13 protein-coding genes and 1 riboswitch are annotated in these 17,115 nt (G+C 67.3%); of the genes, 6 read left to right on the top strand and 7 right to left on the bottom strand.

Annotated features, from left to right (window positions below; all coding sequences use genetic code 11):
• Positions 1-23 precede the first annotated feature (23 nt).
• The 3 genes from BST28156_RS06880 to BST28156_RS06870 form a co-directional block, all read right to left on the bottom strand.
• Positions 24-1,406: a DUF1329 domain-containing protein gene (locus tag BST28156_RS06880; RefSeq protein ID WP_174901814.1), complete on the bottom strand. Its 1,383-nt coding sequence runs from the start codon at positions 1,404-1,406 to the stop codon at positions 24-26.
• A 40-nt stretch (positions 1,407-1,446) separates the two neighbouring features.
• Entirely contained in the window at positions 1,447-3,012 is a 1,566-nt protein-coding gene (locus BST28156_RS06875; protein ID WP_060237681.1) for a DUF1302 domain-containing protein, read from the bottom strand.
• Between the two features lie 118 nt (positions 3,013-3,130).
• Positions 3,131-3,904 (bottom strand): SDR family oxidoreductase, encoded by a 774-nt coding sequence (locus tag BST28156_RS06870; RefSeq protein WP_174901813.1) that lies wholly within the window; start codon positions 3,902-3,904, stop codon positions 3,131-3,133.
• Positions 3,905-4,055: 151 nt separating this feature from the next.
• Between BST28156_RS06870 and BST28156_RS06865 the strand changes: the two genes are divergently transcribed.
• From BST28156_RS06865 to BST28156_RS06845, 5 genes are all read left to right on the top strand, one after another.
• Positions 4,056-4,892 (top strand): alpha/beta fold hydrolase, encoded by an 837-nt coding sequence (locus BST28156_RS06865; RefSeq protein WP_060237690.1) that lies wholly within the window; start codon positions 4,056-4,058, stop codon positions 4,890-4,892.
• A 45-nt stretch (positions 4,893-4,937) separates the two neighbouring features.
• A complete protein-coding gene (locus BST28156_RS06860; RefSeq protein WP_059517186.1) occupies positions 4,938-5,726 on the top strand; it encodes an SDR family NAD(P)-dependent oxidoreductase in 789 nt (262 codons plus the stop codon).
• Positions 5,727-5,769: 43 nt separating this feature from the next.
• Positions 5,770-6,519 (top strand): electron transfer flavoprotein subunit beta/FixA family protein, encoded by a 750-nt coding sequence (locus tag BST28156_RS06855; RefSeq protein WP_174901812.1) that lies wholly within the window; start codon positions 5,770-5,772, stop codon positions 6,517-6,519.
• Positions 6,520-6,619: 100 nt separating this feature from the next.
• Entirely contained in the window at positions 6,620-7,591 is a 972-nt protein-coding gene (locus tag BST28156_RS06850) for an electron transfer flavoprotein subunit alpha/FixB family protein (RefSeq protein WP_174901811.1), read from the top strand.
• A 45-nt stretch (positions 7,592-7,636) separates the two neighbouring features.
• Entirely contained in the window at positions 7,637-8,164 is a 528-nt protein-coding gene (locus BST28156_RS06845) for an acyltransferase (protein WP_174901810.1), read from the top strand.
• 98 nt (positions 8,165-8,262) lie between these two features.
• On the opposite strand, the gene BST28156_RS06840 is transcribed toward BST28156_RS06845, so the two are convergent.
• Complete coding sequence (locus BST28156_RS06840) at positions 8,263-10,191, bottom strand: TonB-dependent receptor domain-containing protein (protein WP_059605687.1); 1,929 nt, start codon at positions 10,189-10,191, stop codon at positions 8,263-8,265.
• 271 nt (positions 10,192-10,462) lie between these two features.
• A riboswitch (cobalamin riboswitch) is annotated at positions 10,463-10,659 on the bottom strand.
• Between the two features lie 256 nt (positions 10,660-10,915).
• On the bottom strand, positions 10,916-13,501 hold the full coding sequence (gene acnB / locus BST28156_RS06835) for a bifunctional aconitate hydratase 2/2-methylisocitrate dehydratase (RefSeq protein ID WP_009694282.1): 2,586 nt from the start codon (positions 13,499-13,501) through the stop codon (positions 10,916-10,918).
• 352 nt (positions 13,502-13,853) lie between these two features.
• Between acnB and BST28156_RS06830 the strand changes: the two genes are divergently transcribed.
• Entirely contained in the window at positions 13,854-15,209 is a 1,356-nt protein-coding gene (locus tag BST28156_RS06830) for a hypothetical protein (protein ID WP_174901809.1), read from the top strand.
• 51 nt (positions 15,210-15,260) lie between these two features.
• On the opposite strand, the gene BST28156_RS06825 is transcribed toward BST28156_RS06830, so the two are convergent.
• Positions 15,261-15,899 carry a class I SAM-dependent methyltransferase gene (locus tag BST28156_RS06825; protein WP_009694279.1) on the bottom strand — a complete coding sequence of 213 codons (639 nt, stop codon included), beginning with the start codon at positions 15,897-15,899 and terminating at the stop codon, positions 15,261-15,263.
• On the bottom strand, positions 15,890-16,993 hold the full coding sequence (locus BST28156_RS06820; protein ID WP_174901808.1) for a helix-turn-helix domain-containing protein: 1,104 nt from the start codon (positions 16,991-16,993) through the stop codon (positions 15,890-15,892). Before BST28156_RS06820 ends, BST28156_RS06825 begins: the two co-directional genes overlap by 10 nt.
• Between the last annotated feature and the right edge of the window lie 122 nt (positions 16,994-17,115).

Below are 17,115 nucleotides of genomic sequence, written 5' to 3'. Positions count from 1 at the left end.
GGCGCGCGGGTCGCAGGTGCGCGTCAGTTGCCCGAACTGCGGATCGCGTCCGGCGAGAAATATGCTTCGGAGAACTGCGGGCTGTTGTCGAGCTTCGGCATCGGCCCTTCGTTCGTCAGGCGGTCGGCGAGGTACGCGCCCGAGATCAGGTCGTGATAGAACACCGCGCTCGGGTAGAACGTCTTCGCGTCATACGCGTAGAGCGTCGTCGCGACGTTGGTGCGCCACAGCTGGCCGCGCGCGTCGTAGTTGTCGGCGAGCAGCGTCATCCACGAGTCCTCGTCGATGTACAGCACGCGCTTCGCATACTGATGGCGATAGCCGTTCTTCAGCGTCGCCTGCAGCACCCATACGCGGTGCAGTTCGTAGCGCACGTACGCCGGATTCTCGTGACCCTTGGTCAGCAGGTCGCTGTACTTGACCGCGCTGTCCATCACCTTGTAGTTGTCGTACGGCACATAGATCTCGCGCTTGCCGACGATCTTCCAGTCGTAGCGATCGCCGGGGCCGTTGTACAGGCGGTCGTCGTCGACGGTGCGGAAGCCTCCCGGGCCCTGCGGCTGGTCGTAGCCGTATTCGGGCGCCTGGCGCACGCGGCGCGTGCCGGGGTTGTACATCCAGGTGCGCGACGAATTGTCCGCGCCGGCCTTGTCCCAGTTCGTGAAGCCGACGATCAGCGAGCCGCGGTCGGACAGCGGCAGCTCCGTCGCGTTGCGATAGAAGGTGCGATTGTTCAGGTCGCTCTTCACGTCGTACTTGCCGACGTTGCGCGGCGAGTAGATGTCGTAGCGCACCTTGCCCCATGCGATGTTGCCGTCGGAGTAGACCACCGCCTGGTCGTAGGTCGCCTGCTCGGTGCCGATCGCCGACGAGAAGCGCTGGTTCCACAGCAGCTCGGCGGCGGTTTTCGGAATCGGGTACGGCACCTGCGGCGGTGCGTTCGTCAGGCCGTTCGCGTCGGGCGTCATCGTCGAATCGGGCGCGTAGGTGCGGATGTCCTTGTAGACCGCATCCGAATAGCGGAAGTCGCGATGGCTCGGATAGACGATCAGCTTGAAGGTCGTCGGGTAGCGCTTGAACATCGCCTTCTGGCCGTCGGTCAGGTGCTCCGCGTACTGCGCCATGTTCTCCGCGGTGATCGTGGCGATCGGCTTCTCGTTCGCGAACGGATCGGGGTAGCGGCCGCCGCGCTTGTACTGCACGTCCGGCGGCGTGCCGAGCCACTTGCCCGACCACTCGGGCACGCCGCTGTCCTTGCTGGCGGCGCGCACCGCGCCCATCGGCGTGAGCGGGCCGTCGAGCGCCTTCAGCTCGTCCGGCGTGACCTTCGGGAACGACGCCGTCGCGGCGAGCGCGCAGGCGGCCATCACCGACGCGCGCAGGAGGGGGAGACGAATGCGTTTCATGACAATCCTCTTCTGGCTGGGTAACGAGCGGCCGCGCCGCTCAGAAGTGGTAGGTCGCCGTGGCGAGCACGTAGTCGCGATCCGCGAGCGGGCGCGTGACCGGGTTCGGCGAGCCGAGGAACTTCGCGTAGACGAGCGACAGCTGCAGGTTGCTCAGGCGCGTGAAGGTCAGGCCCGCGGTCACGCGGTGGTCGCCCTGGCCCGTCAGCGAGCCGAGCGCGCCGGCCAGCGGCGAGGTGCCCGTCAGGTCGTGCGTGTAGGTCAGCGGCACGTCGAGATCCCAGCCGTTGAACACGTTCTTGTAGCTGAGCGTCCAGGCGATCTCCAGCGCCAGCGCGTTGCGCGAGTTCGCAAGCGTGGTGGAGCCGTCGAGTTCCGAGATGCTGCCCGCATGCACGTACGTCAGTTCGCCGATCAGCGACTGCGAGTTCGCGAGGAAGCTCGGCCCGATCGAGTAGATGCCGGACAGGTTGGTCTGCAGCACGTTCGCGCGCGTCGATTGCGGGCCGGTCGGCGTATTGACCAGCACCGCCGCGCCCTGCCGGTACGACACTTCGCCCGCGACGTTCACCGGGCCGACCTGCGTCGAGAAGCTCGCGCCGGTCAGCTTGATGTTGTTGAAATACGTCTGCTGATACTGGAGCGTCGGGAAGTACGTCGTGACGACGCTCGGGTTCATGTCGTTGTAGTGCAGGTAGTACAGGCCCAGCTCGGTGTCGCCGAGCACGCGGAAGCGCGCGCCGATCCCCCACTGGTTGCGTGCGCTCGGCTTGTCGTCGGGGCCGCGCGGAATGATCATCCCGCCCGGGCCGATGATGTATTGCGCGCCGGGGCCGGTCACGTCGGAATAGCTCCAGTAGGTGCCGGGCGCGGTCAGCCGGTTCTGCTGGAACGAGAACTGGTAGTAGCCGAGCACGCTGAAGTTCGGCGTGATCTGCCATTGCGTCGAGATCTGCGGCACCGGCAGCAGGATGTCCTTCACCTCGGCACCGGCCATATACGACTTGGTCGCGTCGGACGGCCCCTGTGCGCCGGCGATGTTCGGGAAGAACAGGCTTTCGCCCCACGCGACGACCTGGTCGCCGACCTTCACGTTCAGGCTCGTGGTGCCGATCTTGAACGTGTTGTACGCGTAGGCGGCGAGCAGCGTCGTGTGGCCGCCCGACCAGTAGCGCGCGTCGCTCGTGAAGTTGTTGTACTGCCCGGACTGGTTCACGGTGCCGGGTGCGTCGTTGTAGTTCGGGCGGTGATAGGCCTGGTCGTAGAACGTGTCCGCGCGAACGAACACGCCCCAGTCGTCGTGCTTCAGGTTCACTTCGCCGAGCAGGCTGACCTGGTTTTCGATCAGCTTGTTCTTCGCGAAGTTGCGGTCGCCGTCGTCGCCGTTGATGTTCGCGGGCGTCAGCAGGTTGCCGCTCGGCGCGCGCGTGCGCATGCCGAGCCCGTAGCTGAGCGTGAACGTGTAGTCGAGCGTCGTATCGGCGCCGAGCTCGATCGTGCTGCCGGCGTGCGCGTCGGGTACGGCGCACGACAGCAGCGCGGCGGTCAGCGTCGACAGCGTGGCGGCGGCCCGCTTGTCGGTACGGCGCGAAATCCGTTGATGCATGGTGTCTCCTCTGGGGTATCGACGACGGTCGACTGTGGTTGTCGTGAGAGGCAGAGTAGGGACGTCGCGGTAGCAGGGAATCGTCAAAATGAACTAGATGACTTCCCTAGGACATCGGCTACCGAGTCTGCGCGGCCGCAAGAAACGCAGGCCGTTCGCCGCCGCCGTCGAGCCGCAGGTTCGCGCCCGACGCATACGACGCATCGGGCGATGCGAGAAACAGGCAAGCGGACGCGACGTCGTCGGGCGTCGCGAGCCGGCCGGCCGGAATCGTCGCGCGGATCGCGTCGAGTGCGTCGTGGTCGCCGTAGTGGCCTTCGGTGGCCGCATCGGTCTGTACGAGGCTCGGGCTGATCGCGCAGACGCGCACGCGCGGCGCCCATTCGACGGCAAGCGACGTCACCGCGTTGACGAGGCCCGCTTTCGCGGCGCCGTAGGCGGCCGTGCCGGGCGAAGGCCGCGACGCGCTGACGCTGGCGATGAACAGCATTACGCCGCCTTCGGGCTGCGGCTGCATGATCGCGTTCGCGCGCTGCGCGAGCTGCAGCGGCGCGATCAGGTTCAGCCGGACGATCGATTCGGTGAAGCGCGGCGACGCGTCGGCCGCGAGCGCGAACGGCGAGCCGCCCGCGTTATTGACCAGCACGTCGAGGCCGCCGGCCGTGTCGCGGATCGTCGCGAGCAGCGCGTCGACCTGCTCGATGTCGCGCAGGTCGGCCGCGACGAAGGTCGCGGTGCGCCCGCCGGCCGCCGGCGGCGTGTCGGGTGCGCTGCGCCCGCATACGAACACCCGCGCGCGCGCCGCGAGAAACCGTTCGGCGATGCGCCGCCCGATCCCCTTGGTGCCGCCCGTCACGAGCACCGTCTTGCCGCTGTAGTCGAATCCGCTCACCGTCCGCCTCCGTCGCGATTGCCGTTTCAGTGGGGCCGATGATAGGAACAAGCGCGCGCGGTTTCGTAGTCTGAAAGGATGATGCCGGCCGGCGCGGCGCGCGCAATCATCGGGGCATGCATGTCACGACCGACGAAGGAGACAACCCGCGATGACGACCCCCACGACGCCGCCGGACGGCATCTTCACCGACGTACCGGGCGGCCTGCGCCTGCATCATTTCGAGGCGGGCGCTGGCCGGCCAGTGGTGTTCATCCACGGCAGCGGGCCGGGCGCCAGCGGCTTCAGCAACTTCAAGCACAACTACCCGGCGTTCGCGGCGGCGGGCCATCGCGCGATCGTCGTCGACCTGCCGGGCTACGGGCAGTCGTCGAAACCGTCGGACGTCGCGTATACGCTCGATTTCTTCGTCGGCGCGCTGCATGCGCAGCTGACGGCGCTCGGCGTCGGGCCGGCGGTGCTGCTCGGCAACTCGCTCGGCGGCGCGGTCGCGCTGAAATACGCGCTCGACCATCCCGACGCGGTCGACGCGCTGATCATGATGGCGCCGGGCGGCGTCGAGGATCGCGACACCTATTTCCGGATGGAAGGGATCCAGCGGATGGTGAAGCTGTTCACCCATCGCGAGATGAACGACGACACGATGCGCGAGCTGCTGACGCTGCTGGTGCACGATCCGGCGATCGTCACCGACGCGCTCGTTGCCGAGCGGATGAAGGTCTGCGTCGAGCAGCCGACCGAAGTGCTGTCGACGATGAGCGTGCCGAACCTGACCGATGCGCTCGGCGAGCTGCGCTGCCCGGTGCTCGGCTTCTGGGGCACGGACGATCGCTTCAACCCGGTCGGCGGCGCGATGAAGTTCGTCGAGCGCTGTCGCGACGCGCGGGTCGTACTGATGAACCGGTGCGGCCACTGGGTGATGGTGGAACATGCCGCTTACTTCAATCGGGAATGCCTCGATTTTCTCGCGACGCAAAATGCGCGATAACGCCGGATGCCCTCGACGACGGGGCCCGACCTATACGGAGACAAGATGAAACTGATCGAAGAACTGTTCGACCTGCACGGCAAGGTGGCCGTGATTACCGGCGCGGCGCGCGGCATCGGCGCCGAGACGGCGCGCACGCTGGCCGCGGCCGGCGCGAGCGTCGCGATTCTCGACGTGCTGTCGCAGCCGGCCGAGGCGCTCGTCGACGAAATCCGCGCGCAGGGCGGGCAGGCCGCGTTCTGGTCGCTGGACGTCACGCGCGAGGACGACGTGTCGCGCGTGTTCGGCGAGATCGCCGCGCGCTTCGGGCGCATCGACGTGCTGGTGAACAACGCGGGCATCGAAGGGCATAACGTGCCGACGCACGAACTCACGCTCGCGCAGTGGCAGCGCGTGCAGGACGTGAACGTCAACGGCGTGTTCCTGTGCACGCGCGCGGCGATCCCGCATATCGAGGCGGCCGGCGGCGGGTCGATCGTGAACCTGTCGTCGATGTACGGGATCGTCGGCGGTCCCGACGTGCCGGCTTACCACGCGTCGAAGGCGGCGGTGCGGATGATGGCGAAGGTCGACGCGATGCTGTATGCGGCGAAGAACATCCGCGCGAACTCGGTGCATCCCGGCTACATCCGCACGCCGATGCTCGAGGAAGCGTTCCGCCAGATGGGCCAGGATCCCGACCGCGCCTTCGAGTACATGCAGACCAACGTGCCGATGGCGAAGATCGGCAGCCCGCGCGACATCGCGGCCGGCATCCTGTATCTCGTGTCGCCGGCGGGCCGCTACGTGACGGGCGCGGAGCTCGTGATCGACGGCGGGTTTACCGCGCGCTGACGCGCGGCGGCTCGTAACCGGACAGGCGACAGGAGACCGGCAGTTGAAAGTGCTCGTGGCAGTGAAGCGCGTGGTCGACGCGAACGTGAAGGTCGGCGTGAAGTCCGACCGGAGCGGCGTCGACCTCGCGAACGTGAAGATGTCGATGAACCCGTTCGACGAGATCGCCGTTGAAGAAGCGGTGCGCCTGAAGGAGGCCGGCATCGCGACCGAGGTGGTCGCGGTATCGGTCGGCGTCGCCCAGGCGCAGGAAACGCTGCGCACCGCGCTGGCGATCGGCGCGGACCGCGCGATCCTCGTCGAGACGAACGCGGCGGTCGAACCGCTCGGTGTCGCGAAGGTGCTGAAGACGCTGGTCGACAAGGAGCAGCCGTCGCTGGTGATCCTCGGCAAGCAGGCGATCGACGACGATTCGAACCAGACCGGGCAGATGCTGGCCGCATTGGCCGGGTTGCCGCAGGCGACGTTCGCATCGAAGCTCGTGGTGACGGACCGCAACGCGACGGTTGCGCGCGAAGTCGACGGCGGCGCGGAAACGCTGTCGCTTCAACTGCCCGCAGTCGTCACCACGGACCTGCGCCTGAACGAGCCGCGCTACGTGACGCTGCCGAACATCATGAAGGCGAAGAAGAAGCCGCTGGAAATAGTGAAACCGGACGATCTCGGCGTGGACGTGACACCGCGGCTGAAGGTGCTCGCCGTGAACGAGCCGCCGAAGCGCGCGGCCGGCGTGAAAGTGCCGGACGCGGCGACGCTGGTCGGCAAGCTGAAGACCGAAGCCAGGGTGCTGTAAGCCGGCGGGACGCGCGCGGGCTTCGGCTCGCTGCAGACACCGAATGTGAAGCAGGCGGGCTTTGAATCCTTGCCTGGAAAGACGACGGAGCGGAAACACGATGACGATTCTGGTGATCGCCGAACACGACGTGGCCGATGCGGCATCGCCCGGCGACCATGCGTCGCTCAAGGCGGCGACGCTGAATACCGTGGCTGCCGCGCAGATGATCAGCGGATTCGGCGGTGGCGACATTCACGTGCTGGTCGCCGGACACCACGCACAGGGCGCAGCCGATGCGGCCGCGCAGATCGCCGGCGTGACGAAGGTGCTGCTGGCCGATGCGCCGCAGCTTGCCGACGGTCTTGCGGAGAATGTCGAAGCGACGGTGATGACGGTCGCGAAGCAGTATTCGCACATCCTCGCGCCGGCGACTGCGTACGGCAAGAACATCGCGCCGCGTATCGCGGCGAAGCTCGATGTTGCGCAGATCTCGGACATCACGGCCGTGACGGCGATCGACACGTTCGAGCGCCCGATCTACGCGGGCAACGCGATCGCGACGGTGCAGTCGAGCGACCCGATCAAGGTCATCACCGTGCGTGCGACGGGTTTCGATCCGGTTGCAGCGGAAGGCGGCAGCGCATCGGTCGAGCAGATCGAAGCAGCGGCCGATGCGGGCAAGTCGCAGTTCGTCAGTCGTGAAGTGACGAAGCTGGACCGTCCGGAACTGACGTCGGCGAACATCATCGTGTCGGGCGGCCGTGGCCTGGGCAGCGGCGAGAACTACACGAAGGTGCTGGAGCCGCTGGCGGACAAGCTGCAGGCCGCGCTCGGCGCGTCGCGCGCGGCCGTGGACGCCGGCTATGTGCCGAACGACTATCAGGTCGGCCAGACCGGCAAGATCGTCGCGCCGCAGCTGTACATCGCGGTCGGCATCTCGGGCGCGATCCAGCATCTGGCCGGCATGAAGGATTCGAAGGTGATCGTCGCGATCAACAAGGATCCCGAAGCACCGATCTTCAGCGTGGCCGATTACGGTCTCGTCGGCGATCTGTTCGCCGTCGTGCCCGAAGCTTGCGCGGCGCTGTGAGCGGTTGCCTCGCCGATTACGTCTACTGAGCCCACGCCCCGACCGATGCCATTGTTCGAATTCAACGGAATGCGTCCACGTGTCGATGCGTCCGCATATGTGCATCCGGGCGCGATCGTGATCGGCGACGTGACGATCGGCGCGGGCTGCTATATCGGTCCGCACGCGAGCCTGCGCGGCGATTTCGGTGCGATCGTGGTCGAGGCCGGCAGCAACGTGCAGGACGGCTGCGTGCTGCATGTCGGCATCGGCGAGACATGTCGGCTCGGCGTGAACAGCCATGTCGGTCACGGCGCGATCGTGCATGGCGCGACGCTCGAACCCGACACGATGATCGGGATGAACGCGGTCGTGATGGATGGCGCGACGATCGGCGCGACGACGATCGTCGCCGCGTGCGCGTTCGTGAAGGCAGGGCTCGAGGTGCCGCCCGGCGTGTTGCTGGCGGGCGTGCCGGGGCGCGTGGTGCGACGGCTGAGCGACGCGGAGATCGACGCGAAGGCGAACGGCACGCGGATCTATCAGCAGCTCGCGGCGGATTGTCTGCGCACGCTCAGGCAGGTCGACGGGTGAGCGGGGCGGGCGGTGAAAGTCGGCGAACGACGCGAGCGCATCGGTGCCGGCGAGCGTCGGCACCGATGGCCCGGCCTTGCCGGAACGAGCGGAAACAATCAGAACGTGTAAGTGACCTTGCCGAACGCAGCGCGGCCGACCGTGTTGTAACCGTAGGCCGTCATATAGCGACGGTCGAACAGGTTCGACAGCAGCGCCGATACCGACAGATGCGAATTGATCCGGTACGACGCGCGCAGGTCCGCCGTCAGGTACGACGGCAGATAGGTCGTGTTGGCCGGATCGTCGAACGTCGTGCCGCCGTAGCGCAGCGACGCGCCGGTGCTCAGCGCGTGCAGATGCAGTTCGTCCCACGTGTGGTCGATGCTGATGCTGACCGTTTGTCGCGGACGGCGATTCAGCCACGTCTGATTGGTCGTGTCCTGCGGATTCAGCAGGCCGATTGCGATGCTGACCGGCGTCGAACGGCCGATCGTTCCCTTGTACGACAGGTCGAGCCCGCGAATGTGCGCGCGCCCGATGTTGACCGGCTGGAACGTCGCGGGATCGTACGCGATCAGGTTATGGACGCGCGTGTCGTAGATCGCGGCCGTAAACGTGCCGAGCGACGTCGTCGCATCGAGCGCGGCCTCGACCGAGTTGCTGCGCTCGGGGCTGAGATCCGGATTCCCGTATCCGGGATAGTAGAGATCGTTGAAGGTCGGCAGCCGGAACGCGTTGCCATACGACAGGCGTGCGGTGTAGACCGGCGTGATCGCCCACGACAGCGCCGCGTTGCCCGTGTTCACCGACCGCCCGGCGACGATCTCGTGACGGCCCGCGAGGAACATCGTGACCGTGCCGAGCGTCACCGACTGGTGCAGCGAGAACGCGGAATCGTTGCGCGTGGGCACGCCGCTCGGGATATCGACCGGCAGGAACGCCTGTTCACGCGTGAAATCGTATGCGAGCTTGGTCTCGCCCGACAGCGGCTGGCCGAACAGGCTGAAGCCGCGTTCCTGGTGCGTCAGCGACGTCGACGTGCTGATGCGCTGCGAATTGATCTGATCGGTCGCGATCGCCGGGTCGCTCGCGTACAGGAACTGGCGATCGTTCGAGTAACCGACGGACTGGTCGAACTGCGTGTCCGGCGTGATGTCGAGATGAAACGACAGGCCGGCCGTCAACTGGTGGTCGAGCTCGCGATCGGCGCCGCCCGCGTTGTCGTAGGACAGGTCGGAGCGGTGGTACAGCGCGAACGTCGAGATCGACCAGTTGTCGCGCGCATAGCCGAGGCGTGCGTCGATATCCTGCGCGTGATACGGGTTGCGGCCTTCCTCGTGGCCGTACGCGAACGGCCGCGTCGCATCGATGCCGGCCGTCGCGTAATCGTGCAGGCCGAGCGAGTAGGTGAGCCCGCCGAGCGCGGCGAGCGGCCCGCTCGACGGCACCGTGCCCGACGTGCGGACCTGCGTGTCGAAGGTCTTGTTCGAGCCGCCGCCGAACGACACCGTGGTCTGGTTCGGCTGGTTCGCCGCGCGCCGCGTGAACAGCTGCACGACGCCGCCCATCGCGTTCGCGCCGAACGAGGCGGCCGCCGGCCCCGAGATGACTTCGACGCGCTCGAACGCCTCGGTCGGCAGATCCGCCCAGGGCGCGATGCCGGTGGTCGACGAGCCGATCCGGATGCCGTCGACGAACACCGCGACCTGGCTCGCCGACGAGCCGCGAATACTGACGGACGACGACGCGCCGGGGCCGCCGTTCTGCGACACGGTCACGCCCGGCAGCGTCGCGAGCGCCTGCGTGATGCTCGGATCGCTTGGCGACAGCCGGTCGAGGTCGTCGCGCGTGAGCACCTGCGTCGTCGCATAGCGCTGGTCGAACGATTCGGGCAGGTGGCGCGTGTCGGTGATGGAGATCGTCGGCAGGTCGGCGTTGTCTGCGGGCTGCGCCGGCTGCGGCGGGGCGGTGTCGCCGGCGGCGTGCGCGAGCGGCGACAGCAGCGCGGTGGCGGCGGACGTGGCGAGGAGATGTCGGAGTTTCATGAAGCGGGTCTTGTTATCGTGCTGCGCGGGCCGCGCGCGTGAACGGGCGGCGGGCGGTGTCGTGGTCGGGTTCGGCGTGCGCGGCCGGATCGGGCGCGACGACACGGGAGCAGGCGCGCACGCGTGCCGCGTGCCGGCACGACGCTTTCGGCGCGAAAGCGGAATCGGGAACGATGGACATCTGACGGAATCCTGAGGTCGGGCCGTCCTTGCAACGGGCGACCGCCGACGGCGGCGCTTGCGCATCGGGACACCCCGCCCGTTGCGGCTGCTTGGACCTCGGTCGATGGCTGGTCTCCTGGCTTGCGGGTCGTCGTCCGGTGCCGGCCTTCCCGGGTGTCCCAGTGGCTCGGTGGGCATGGACTCGCCGCTCACAGTTGCGGGGGCAGCCGCAGATCGACGGCATCGCTGCCGCTACTGCGTTCCCATTTGATCCCGTCTCCGGGAACCATCAGCGCGCAAGGGTAATGGCCGCCGCTTCGCCGCGTCAATGCTTCGCGCGGGGCCGGCGCGAAAAAACCACGTATTGCGGGCCTGCGTTGCCCGGTTCGTGCCGGGGCGCGTGGAAAAAGCCGGTTCAGGTCTGATGAATGGGCGCCGGCAGGGCTTGTCGTTACGACGAGAGTCGCCGGCACCATGAAAAACGGCGCCGCAGGCATTCAGCCTGCGGCGCCGTGGCGGGTTTGCCGCGGCGAGCATGACTCGCCGCGGCGCGACAACCCGCTTACACCTGCACGGTGTCGGCGACTTCCTTGAAGTCCTGGATCTGGTCGAAGTTCATGTACTTGTAGATCTGGTCGCCATTGGCGTTGATCACGCCGATATCGGCCATGTACTCTTCCTTCGTCGGAATCTTGCCCAGACGCGAGCAGATTGCCGCCAGTTCCGCCGAGCCGAGATACACGTTGGTGTTCTTGCCGAGGCGGTTCGGGAAGTTGCGGGTCGAGGTCGACATCACCGTCGCGCCTTCGCGCACCTGTGCCTGGTTGCCCATGCACAGCGAGCAGCCCGGCATTTCGGTACGTGCGCCGGCCGTGCCGAACACGCCGTAATGGCCTTCCTCGGTCAGCTGCTTCTGGTCCATCTTGGTCGGCGGCGCGACCCACAGCTTGACCGGAATGTCGCGCTTGCCTTCCAGCAGCTTCGACGCGGCGCGGAAGTGACCGATGTTGGTCATGCACGAGCCGATGAACACTTCGTCGATCTTCGCGCCGGCGACGTCGGACAGCGTCTTCACGTCGTCCGGATCGTTCGGGCAGGCGACGATCGGCTCATGGATGTCGGCGAGGTCGATCTCGATGACGGCCGCGTATTCGGCGTCGGCATCCGGCGCCAGCAGCTGCGGGTCGTCCAGCCACTGCTCCATCGCCGCGATGCGGCGCTGCAGGCTGCGCGGATCCTGGTAGCCTTCGGCGATCATCCACTTCAGCAGCGTGATGTTGCTGTTGAGGTACTCGATGATCGGTTCCTTGTTCAGGCGGACCGTGCAACCGGCGGCCGAGCGCTCGGCCGACGCATCGGACAGTTCGAACGCTTGCTCGACCTTCAGGTCGGGCAGGCCTTCGATCTCGAGAATGCGGCCGGAGAAGATGTTCTTCTTGCCCTGCTTCGCGACCGTCAGCATGCCTTGCTTGATCGCGTACAGCGGAATCGCGTTGACGAGGTCGCGCAGCGTGACGCCCGGCTGCATCTTGCCCTTGAAGCGGACCAGCACCGATTCCGGCATGTCCAGCGGCATCGTGCCGGTGGCGGCCGCGAACGCGACCAGGCCCGAACCTGCCGGGAAGCTGATGCCGATCGGGAAGCGCGTGTGCGAGTCGCCGCCGGTGCCGACGGTGTCGGGCAGCAGCATGCGGTTCAGCCACGAGTGGATCACGCCGTCGCCCGGACGCAGCGCGATGCCGCCGCGCGTGCTGATGAAGTTCGGCAGCGTCTGGTGCGTCTTCACGTCCACCGGCTTCGGATAGGCGGCGGTGTGGCAGAACGACTGCATCACGAGGTCGGCCGAGAAGCCGAGGCAGGCGAGATCCTTCAGTTCGTCGCGCGTCATCGGGCCGGTGGTGTCCTGCGAGCCGACCGAGGTCATCTTCGGTTCGCAGTACGTGCCCGGACGGACGCCCTGGCCTTCCGGCAGGCCGCATGCGCGGCCGACCATCTTCTGCGCGAGCGAGAAGCCCTTGCCGCTGTCGGCCGGCTGGTGCGGCAGGCGGAACAGCGTCGACGGCGGCAGGCCCAGCGCTTCACGCGCCTTTGCGGTCAGGCCGCGGCCGACGATCAGCGGAATCCGGCCGCCGGCGCGCACTTCGTCGAACAGCACGTCGGACTTGACCTGGAATTCGGCGATCACTTCGCCGTTCTTCAGCGCCTTGCCTTCGTACGGGCGCAGTTCGACCACGTCGCCCATTTCCATCTTCGACACGTCGAGTTCGATCGGCAGCGCGCCGGCATCTTCCATCGTGTTGTAGAAGATCGGGGCGATCTTGCCGCCGAGGCACACACCGCCGAAACGCTTGTTCGGGACGTAGGGGATGTCTTCGCCGGTGAACCACAGCACCGAGTTGGTGGCCGACTTGCGCGAGGAGCCGGTGCCGACCACGTCGCCCACATAGGCGACCAGATGGCCCTTTTCCTTCAGCGATTCGATGAACTTGACCGGGCCGCGCTTGCCGTCTTCTTCCGGCGTGATGCCGGGGCGGGCGTTCTTCAGCATCGCCAGCGCGTGCAGCGGGATGTCCGGGCGGGTGGTCGCGTCCGGCGCCGGCGACAGGTCGTCGGTATTGGTCTCGCCGGTGACCTTGAAGACGGTGATGGTCAGGCTTTCCGGCACTTCCGGACGGCTCGTGAACCATTCGGCGTCGGCCCAGCTCTGCATCACGGCCTTCGCGTTCGCATTGCCCTTGTCGGCGAGTTCCTTCACGTCATGGAACTGGTCGAACATCAGCAGGGTTTTCTTCAGCGCGTCGGCGGCGGTCGCGCCGACTTCGGCGTCGGACAGCAGCTCGATCAGCGGCTGGATGTTGTAGCCGCCCAGCATCGTGCCGAGCAGTTCGGTGGCGCGGGCGCGCGAGATCAGCGGGCAGGCGGTTTCGCCCTTGGCGACGGCGGCCAGGAAGCCGGCCTTCACGCGGGCAGCTTCGTCCACGCCGGCGGGCACGCGGTGGGTGATCAGGTCGAGCAGCGTCTGCTCTTCGCCGGCCGGCGGGTTGGTCAGCAGTTCGACCAGTTCGGCGGTCTGCTGAGCCGTCAGCGGCAGGGGAGGAATACCGAGCGCGGCGCGGGCGGCCACGTGAGCACGAAAGTTTTCAAGCATGGGGGGACCTGCTGATGTTGCGTTTCAGGAGAAGGCCGTTCAGGCACTCCGGGCTGTTCCAGGCACTGCATCGACGGGAATTCTAATCGCAACGCCTTGTAGCGTCAAATATCTTATGTCTTATATAAGAGTTGCAAGGCGGGGCGGCGGGGCTGGCGGTGTCGGGTTGGGGCGTGTGTCGGGCGGGGTATTCGGGAGGCTTGGCAGGTCGCCCGTTCGGCATTTGGTAACCTACGCGCCGAATCGGTACAACAAGCGCCGTTGCGAGCGACAGTCGACGCCCGGCACGGTCCTTCGGGCCGTCTGTTTTCCGGCGGGCGTCAGGCGCCCATTTCCTTCTTAACGGATCGTCATGAAAAAAAGCCGTTGGTCGATCGTCAGCATTGTCAGGTTAGGCATCGCCATACCGATCGCGCTGCTGCTGATCGCCTATGCATGGGGATTGACGCGCGCCCACCTCGAGCTAGGCGGAAGCGAGCCGAATCAACGGATTCTGGGCCGGGCGCTCGACGACGGGCAGCGTGCGATGGAGCAGGCCTGCACGGGTGTGGTGGCGGTCGGGCGGAGCGTCTGGCTGGTCGGCCGGCGCGAGTCCGACGACGACAAGGCTCGGCTTCGGGACGCCGTGAATCTCGACGCGCTGTTGCCGGCCGGTTCCACCCCGGATACCGGCGAGCGTGAGGTCTCGCAGGTTTCGCGGCTCGGCGACGATGGCGTGTTTCACACGATGGCCTATGTCAGCGGCTACGCGTGCCCACTGCCTTCCGCCGACAAGACGAGCCTGCTGCTGCTGACCGGCGCCCACCTGCCGGAAGGCAACGACGGCCGGCCAGTTCAGACGGCTGTTTTCCGTGCGGACGAGCACGGTAAAGACTGGCGGATCGTTCCGGGCGGTTTCATGGCCGACGCGGAATGGCTGGCGTGGAGCCTCGATCCGTACTTCCATGGCAGCAACGATGTCTGGGCCGCGGGACAAGGACGGCTTTTCCATTCCTCCGATCAGGGCGCACACGCCGATGCGGTCGAAGGCACCGAGCGGCTTTGGGACGCGCCGTCCGGCACGCTGCCCCAGACGCCGGGAAGCGGCGGCGACACCGCGGCGCATTTGATCCAGTTCAACGATCGTCAGGCAACGGCGTGGGTCAGCCAGAGCTACTGGGACGGCACGAGCACGCTGCAGACGTTCACGCGCGAAGCGCAGTTGACGCGTCGCGACGGGCGCTGGGAGGTCGGCGACATCCGCACGACGCCGGGGCTCTACCTGTTCAAGGTGAAGGACAACGGTGCGGGCCGCGTGGTGGCGGAGTTGAGCCGCAGCAGCGATGCCGGCCACGAGCTGGCCGAACTCGGGCAAGACGGCCGCTCGTGGAACAGGCTCGGCGATCTGCCGAATCCGTTCTGGCCGCTTCCCGCTTCGACGATGATCCGGCCCAACCAGCAGACCAGCTTCTACGTCAGCGGGCCGGTCATACTCGTGACCACCATGAGCACGCACACGACCGCCCAGCTGACGGGCAAGGCAGCGCACATCGAAGGCAACGGGGTGTTTTTCTCGACCGATAGCGGCCGTCACTGGAAAAAGCTCGCCATTCCCGGCTATCTGGGCGTGCTGGGATTCGACGCGGACAGGAAGGCCGTCTACTGGAACAAGGGCAACGAGTTCGAGAACCGCGATCCGGCGATTTACGTCAGCGATCTGGCGCAGTGATGGCGGGCAGCAGACATCGCTGCGTGTCGGCGAAACTGCGCGGTCGCAGCTTCAATCGCGCGCGTGATTTCCTGTCGCGTCCTTGACGAAAACCAGCCGACTCCACATCACCGCCATGTGCCGGTTGCCGCGCTGAACCGATCCGGTCCGCTCGTTCATCGCCACGCGCAACCCGTGCATGCGCGCCAGCTGCACGGTTTCCTCGGCCGACACGTCGAACATCCTTCTGCCATCCGGAACCGGGCCGTGGCGCAACGTCATTCCCAGCATCGCGCCGTCGGCGAGCAGTGCGGCGACATTCGGCATCGCCCGGCGGCGCTCGTCTGCGTCGAGGTGCATCCACACCGCCGACAGCATCACGCAATCGAAGCTCGCGTGTCTCGCGCGCAGCACCGCCAGATCGGGCAGGCTGTCGTCGAGCCACTCGATCGAGGCCGACCGGTGCAACGCGATGCCGGCCGCGCGCAGCGCGTCCACCGGTTCGACCGCGACGACCGCATGTCCCATTGCCGCGAACCCGGCCGCGTCGGTGCCGATGCCGGCGCCGATGTCGAGCACGCGGCACGGGGCTTTCGGAACGAGCGGCAGAATCGGCGCATGGTGCTCGGCAAACGAGATGGCGCGCCATCGCTCGACGAGTATCGGCGCTTGTTCCGCATAACCTTCGGTGCCGCTCACGTTCACGGACATGCGCGTCTCCCGGGCGCCGGCGGTTCGCCCGGTTGGTCCCGACGAGCGGCGTGTCGCGTGTCAGCGAACTGCGGCAAACCGGCGTAGTCGCGCCTGAACCGGCTCGGCGCCACGCCCGTCCAGCGCACGAACGCGCGCCGGAATGCCTCCTCGCCGCCGAACCCGAGATGCGCGGCAATGCGCGCGACCGGCCAGTCGGATTCGCGCAGGCAGCGCCGCGCGGCCTCGGCCAGGCACTGCTCGCGCAGTGCGTGATAGCCGCAGCCTTCGGCCGCGAGCCGGCGCCGCAGCGTCGCTTCGCTGACGCCGAGCCACGCGGCCAGTTCCGCAAACGCCGGCAGCGCCTGTTCGCGCGCGAGCGCCGCCTCGACAAAACCGCGCACCTGCTGCGTCCATGACACGACGGCCGGCGCGGCATCGATCAGACGAAACGGAAAGTCGACGACGAATGCATCGAGTTCGGCCGGCCGCCGGATCACGCGGGATTCGAGCAGCGCCGCGTCGAAGCCGAAGCCGTAGGTCTTGCGGCCGACCTCGACCGGCGCGTTGAACAGCCCGAGCAGCGGCACCGCATCGTCGCGGCGCGGATGGCCGAGCCAGACGTCGGCCGGCCGCAGCGGCTGCCCGATCAGCCAGCCGAACAACTGCAGGTAGCAGAACAGCCCGGTCAGGTCGACGAGGCAGGCGGCCGGGCTGCGCGTGCGGCGCAGCGAATCCATCCGGAACGCCGCGCGTGCGTCGCGCACCGTCAGCGTCAGCCGGCCGGCGCGCGGCTGCAGCATCTCGCAGAACTCGGCCGCACAGCGGATCGCATCGGCCAGCGTCGCGCAGCTCAGCAGGCAGCGGCACATCAGATCGACTTCCTGCTTGCGCATCGGCGGATGGCCGTCGCCGCGCGCGACCTGCGCTTCGAGCCGTTCGATCGCGTCGCGATACAGCGCGACGAAGCCGCCCGATGTCGCGGCGTCCGCAGGTGCGGCCACGGATGCGGTACGCACGGCGGGCGGTGCGCCGCTGCGCGTCAGTTCGCGCAAAAGGCGCGCACCGAAGCCCGGCAACGCGCGGCCGCCGGTCGGCAAGGCACGCTGTCTCATGAGTCTCCCGTTTTGATCGTCGCGACAGGGGGCGCTGAGCGGGCCGGTAGGGGCCCGCTCGCGGTCGCCACGCAAGAATGCTATCCAGCCGGGCCGCCCGCGGCCTCGCCGGAACGACGTAG

This window comes from Burkholderia pseudomultivorans (assembly GCF_902499075.1).
In the GTDB taxonomy this organism is placed as follows: domain Bacteria; phylum Pseudomonadota; class Gammaproteobacteria; order Burkholderiales; family Burkholderiaceae; genus Burkholderia; species Burkholderia pseudomultivorans.
The sequence above is the reverse complement of the archived record's forward strand: the minus strand, read 5'-3'. Positions and strand labels throughout refer to the sequence as shown.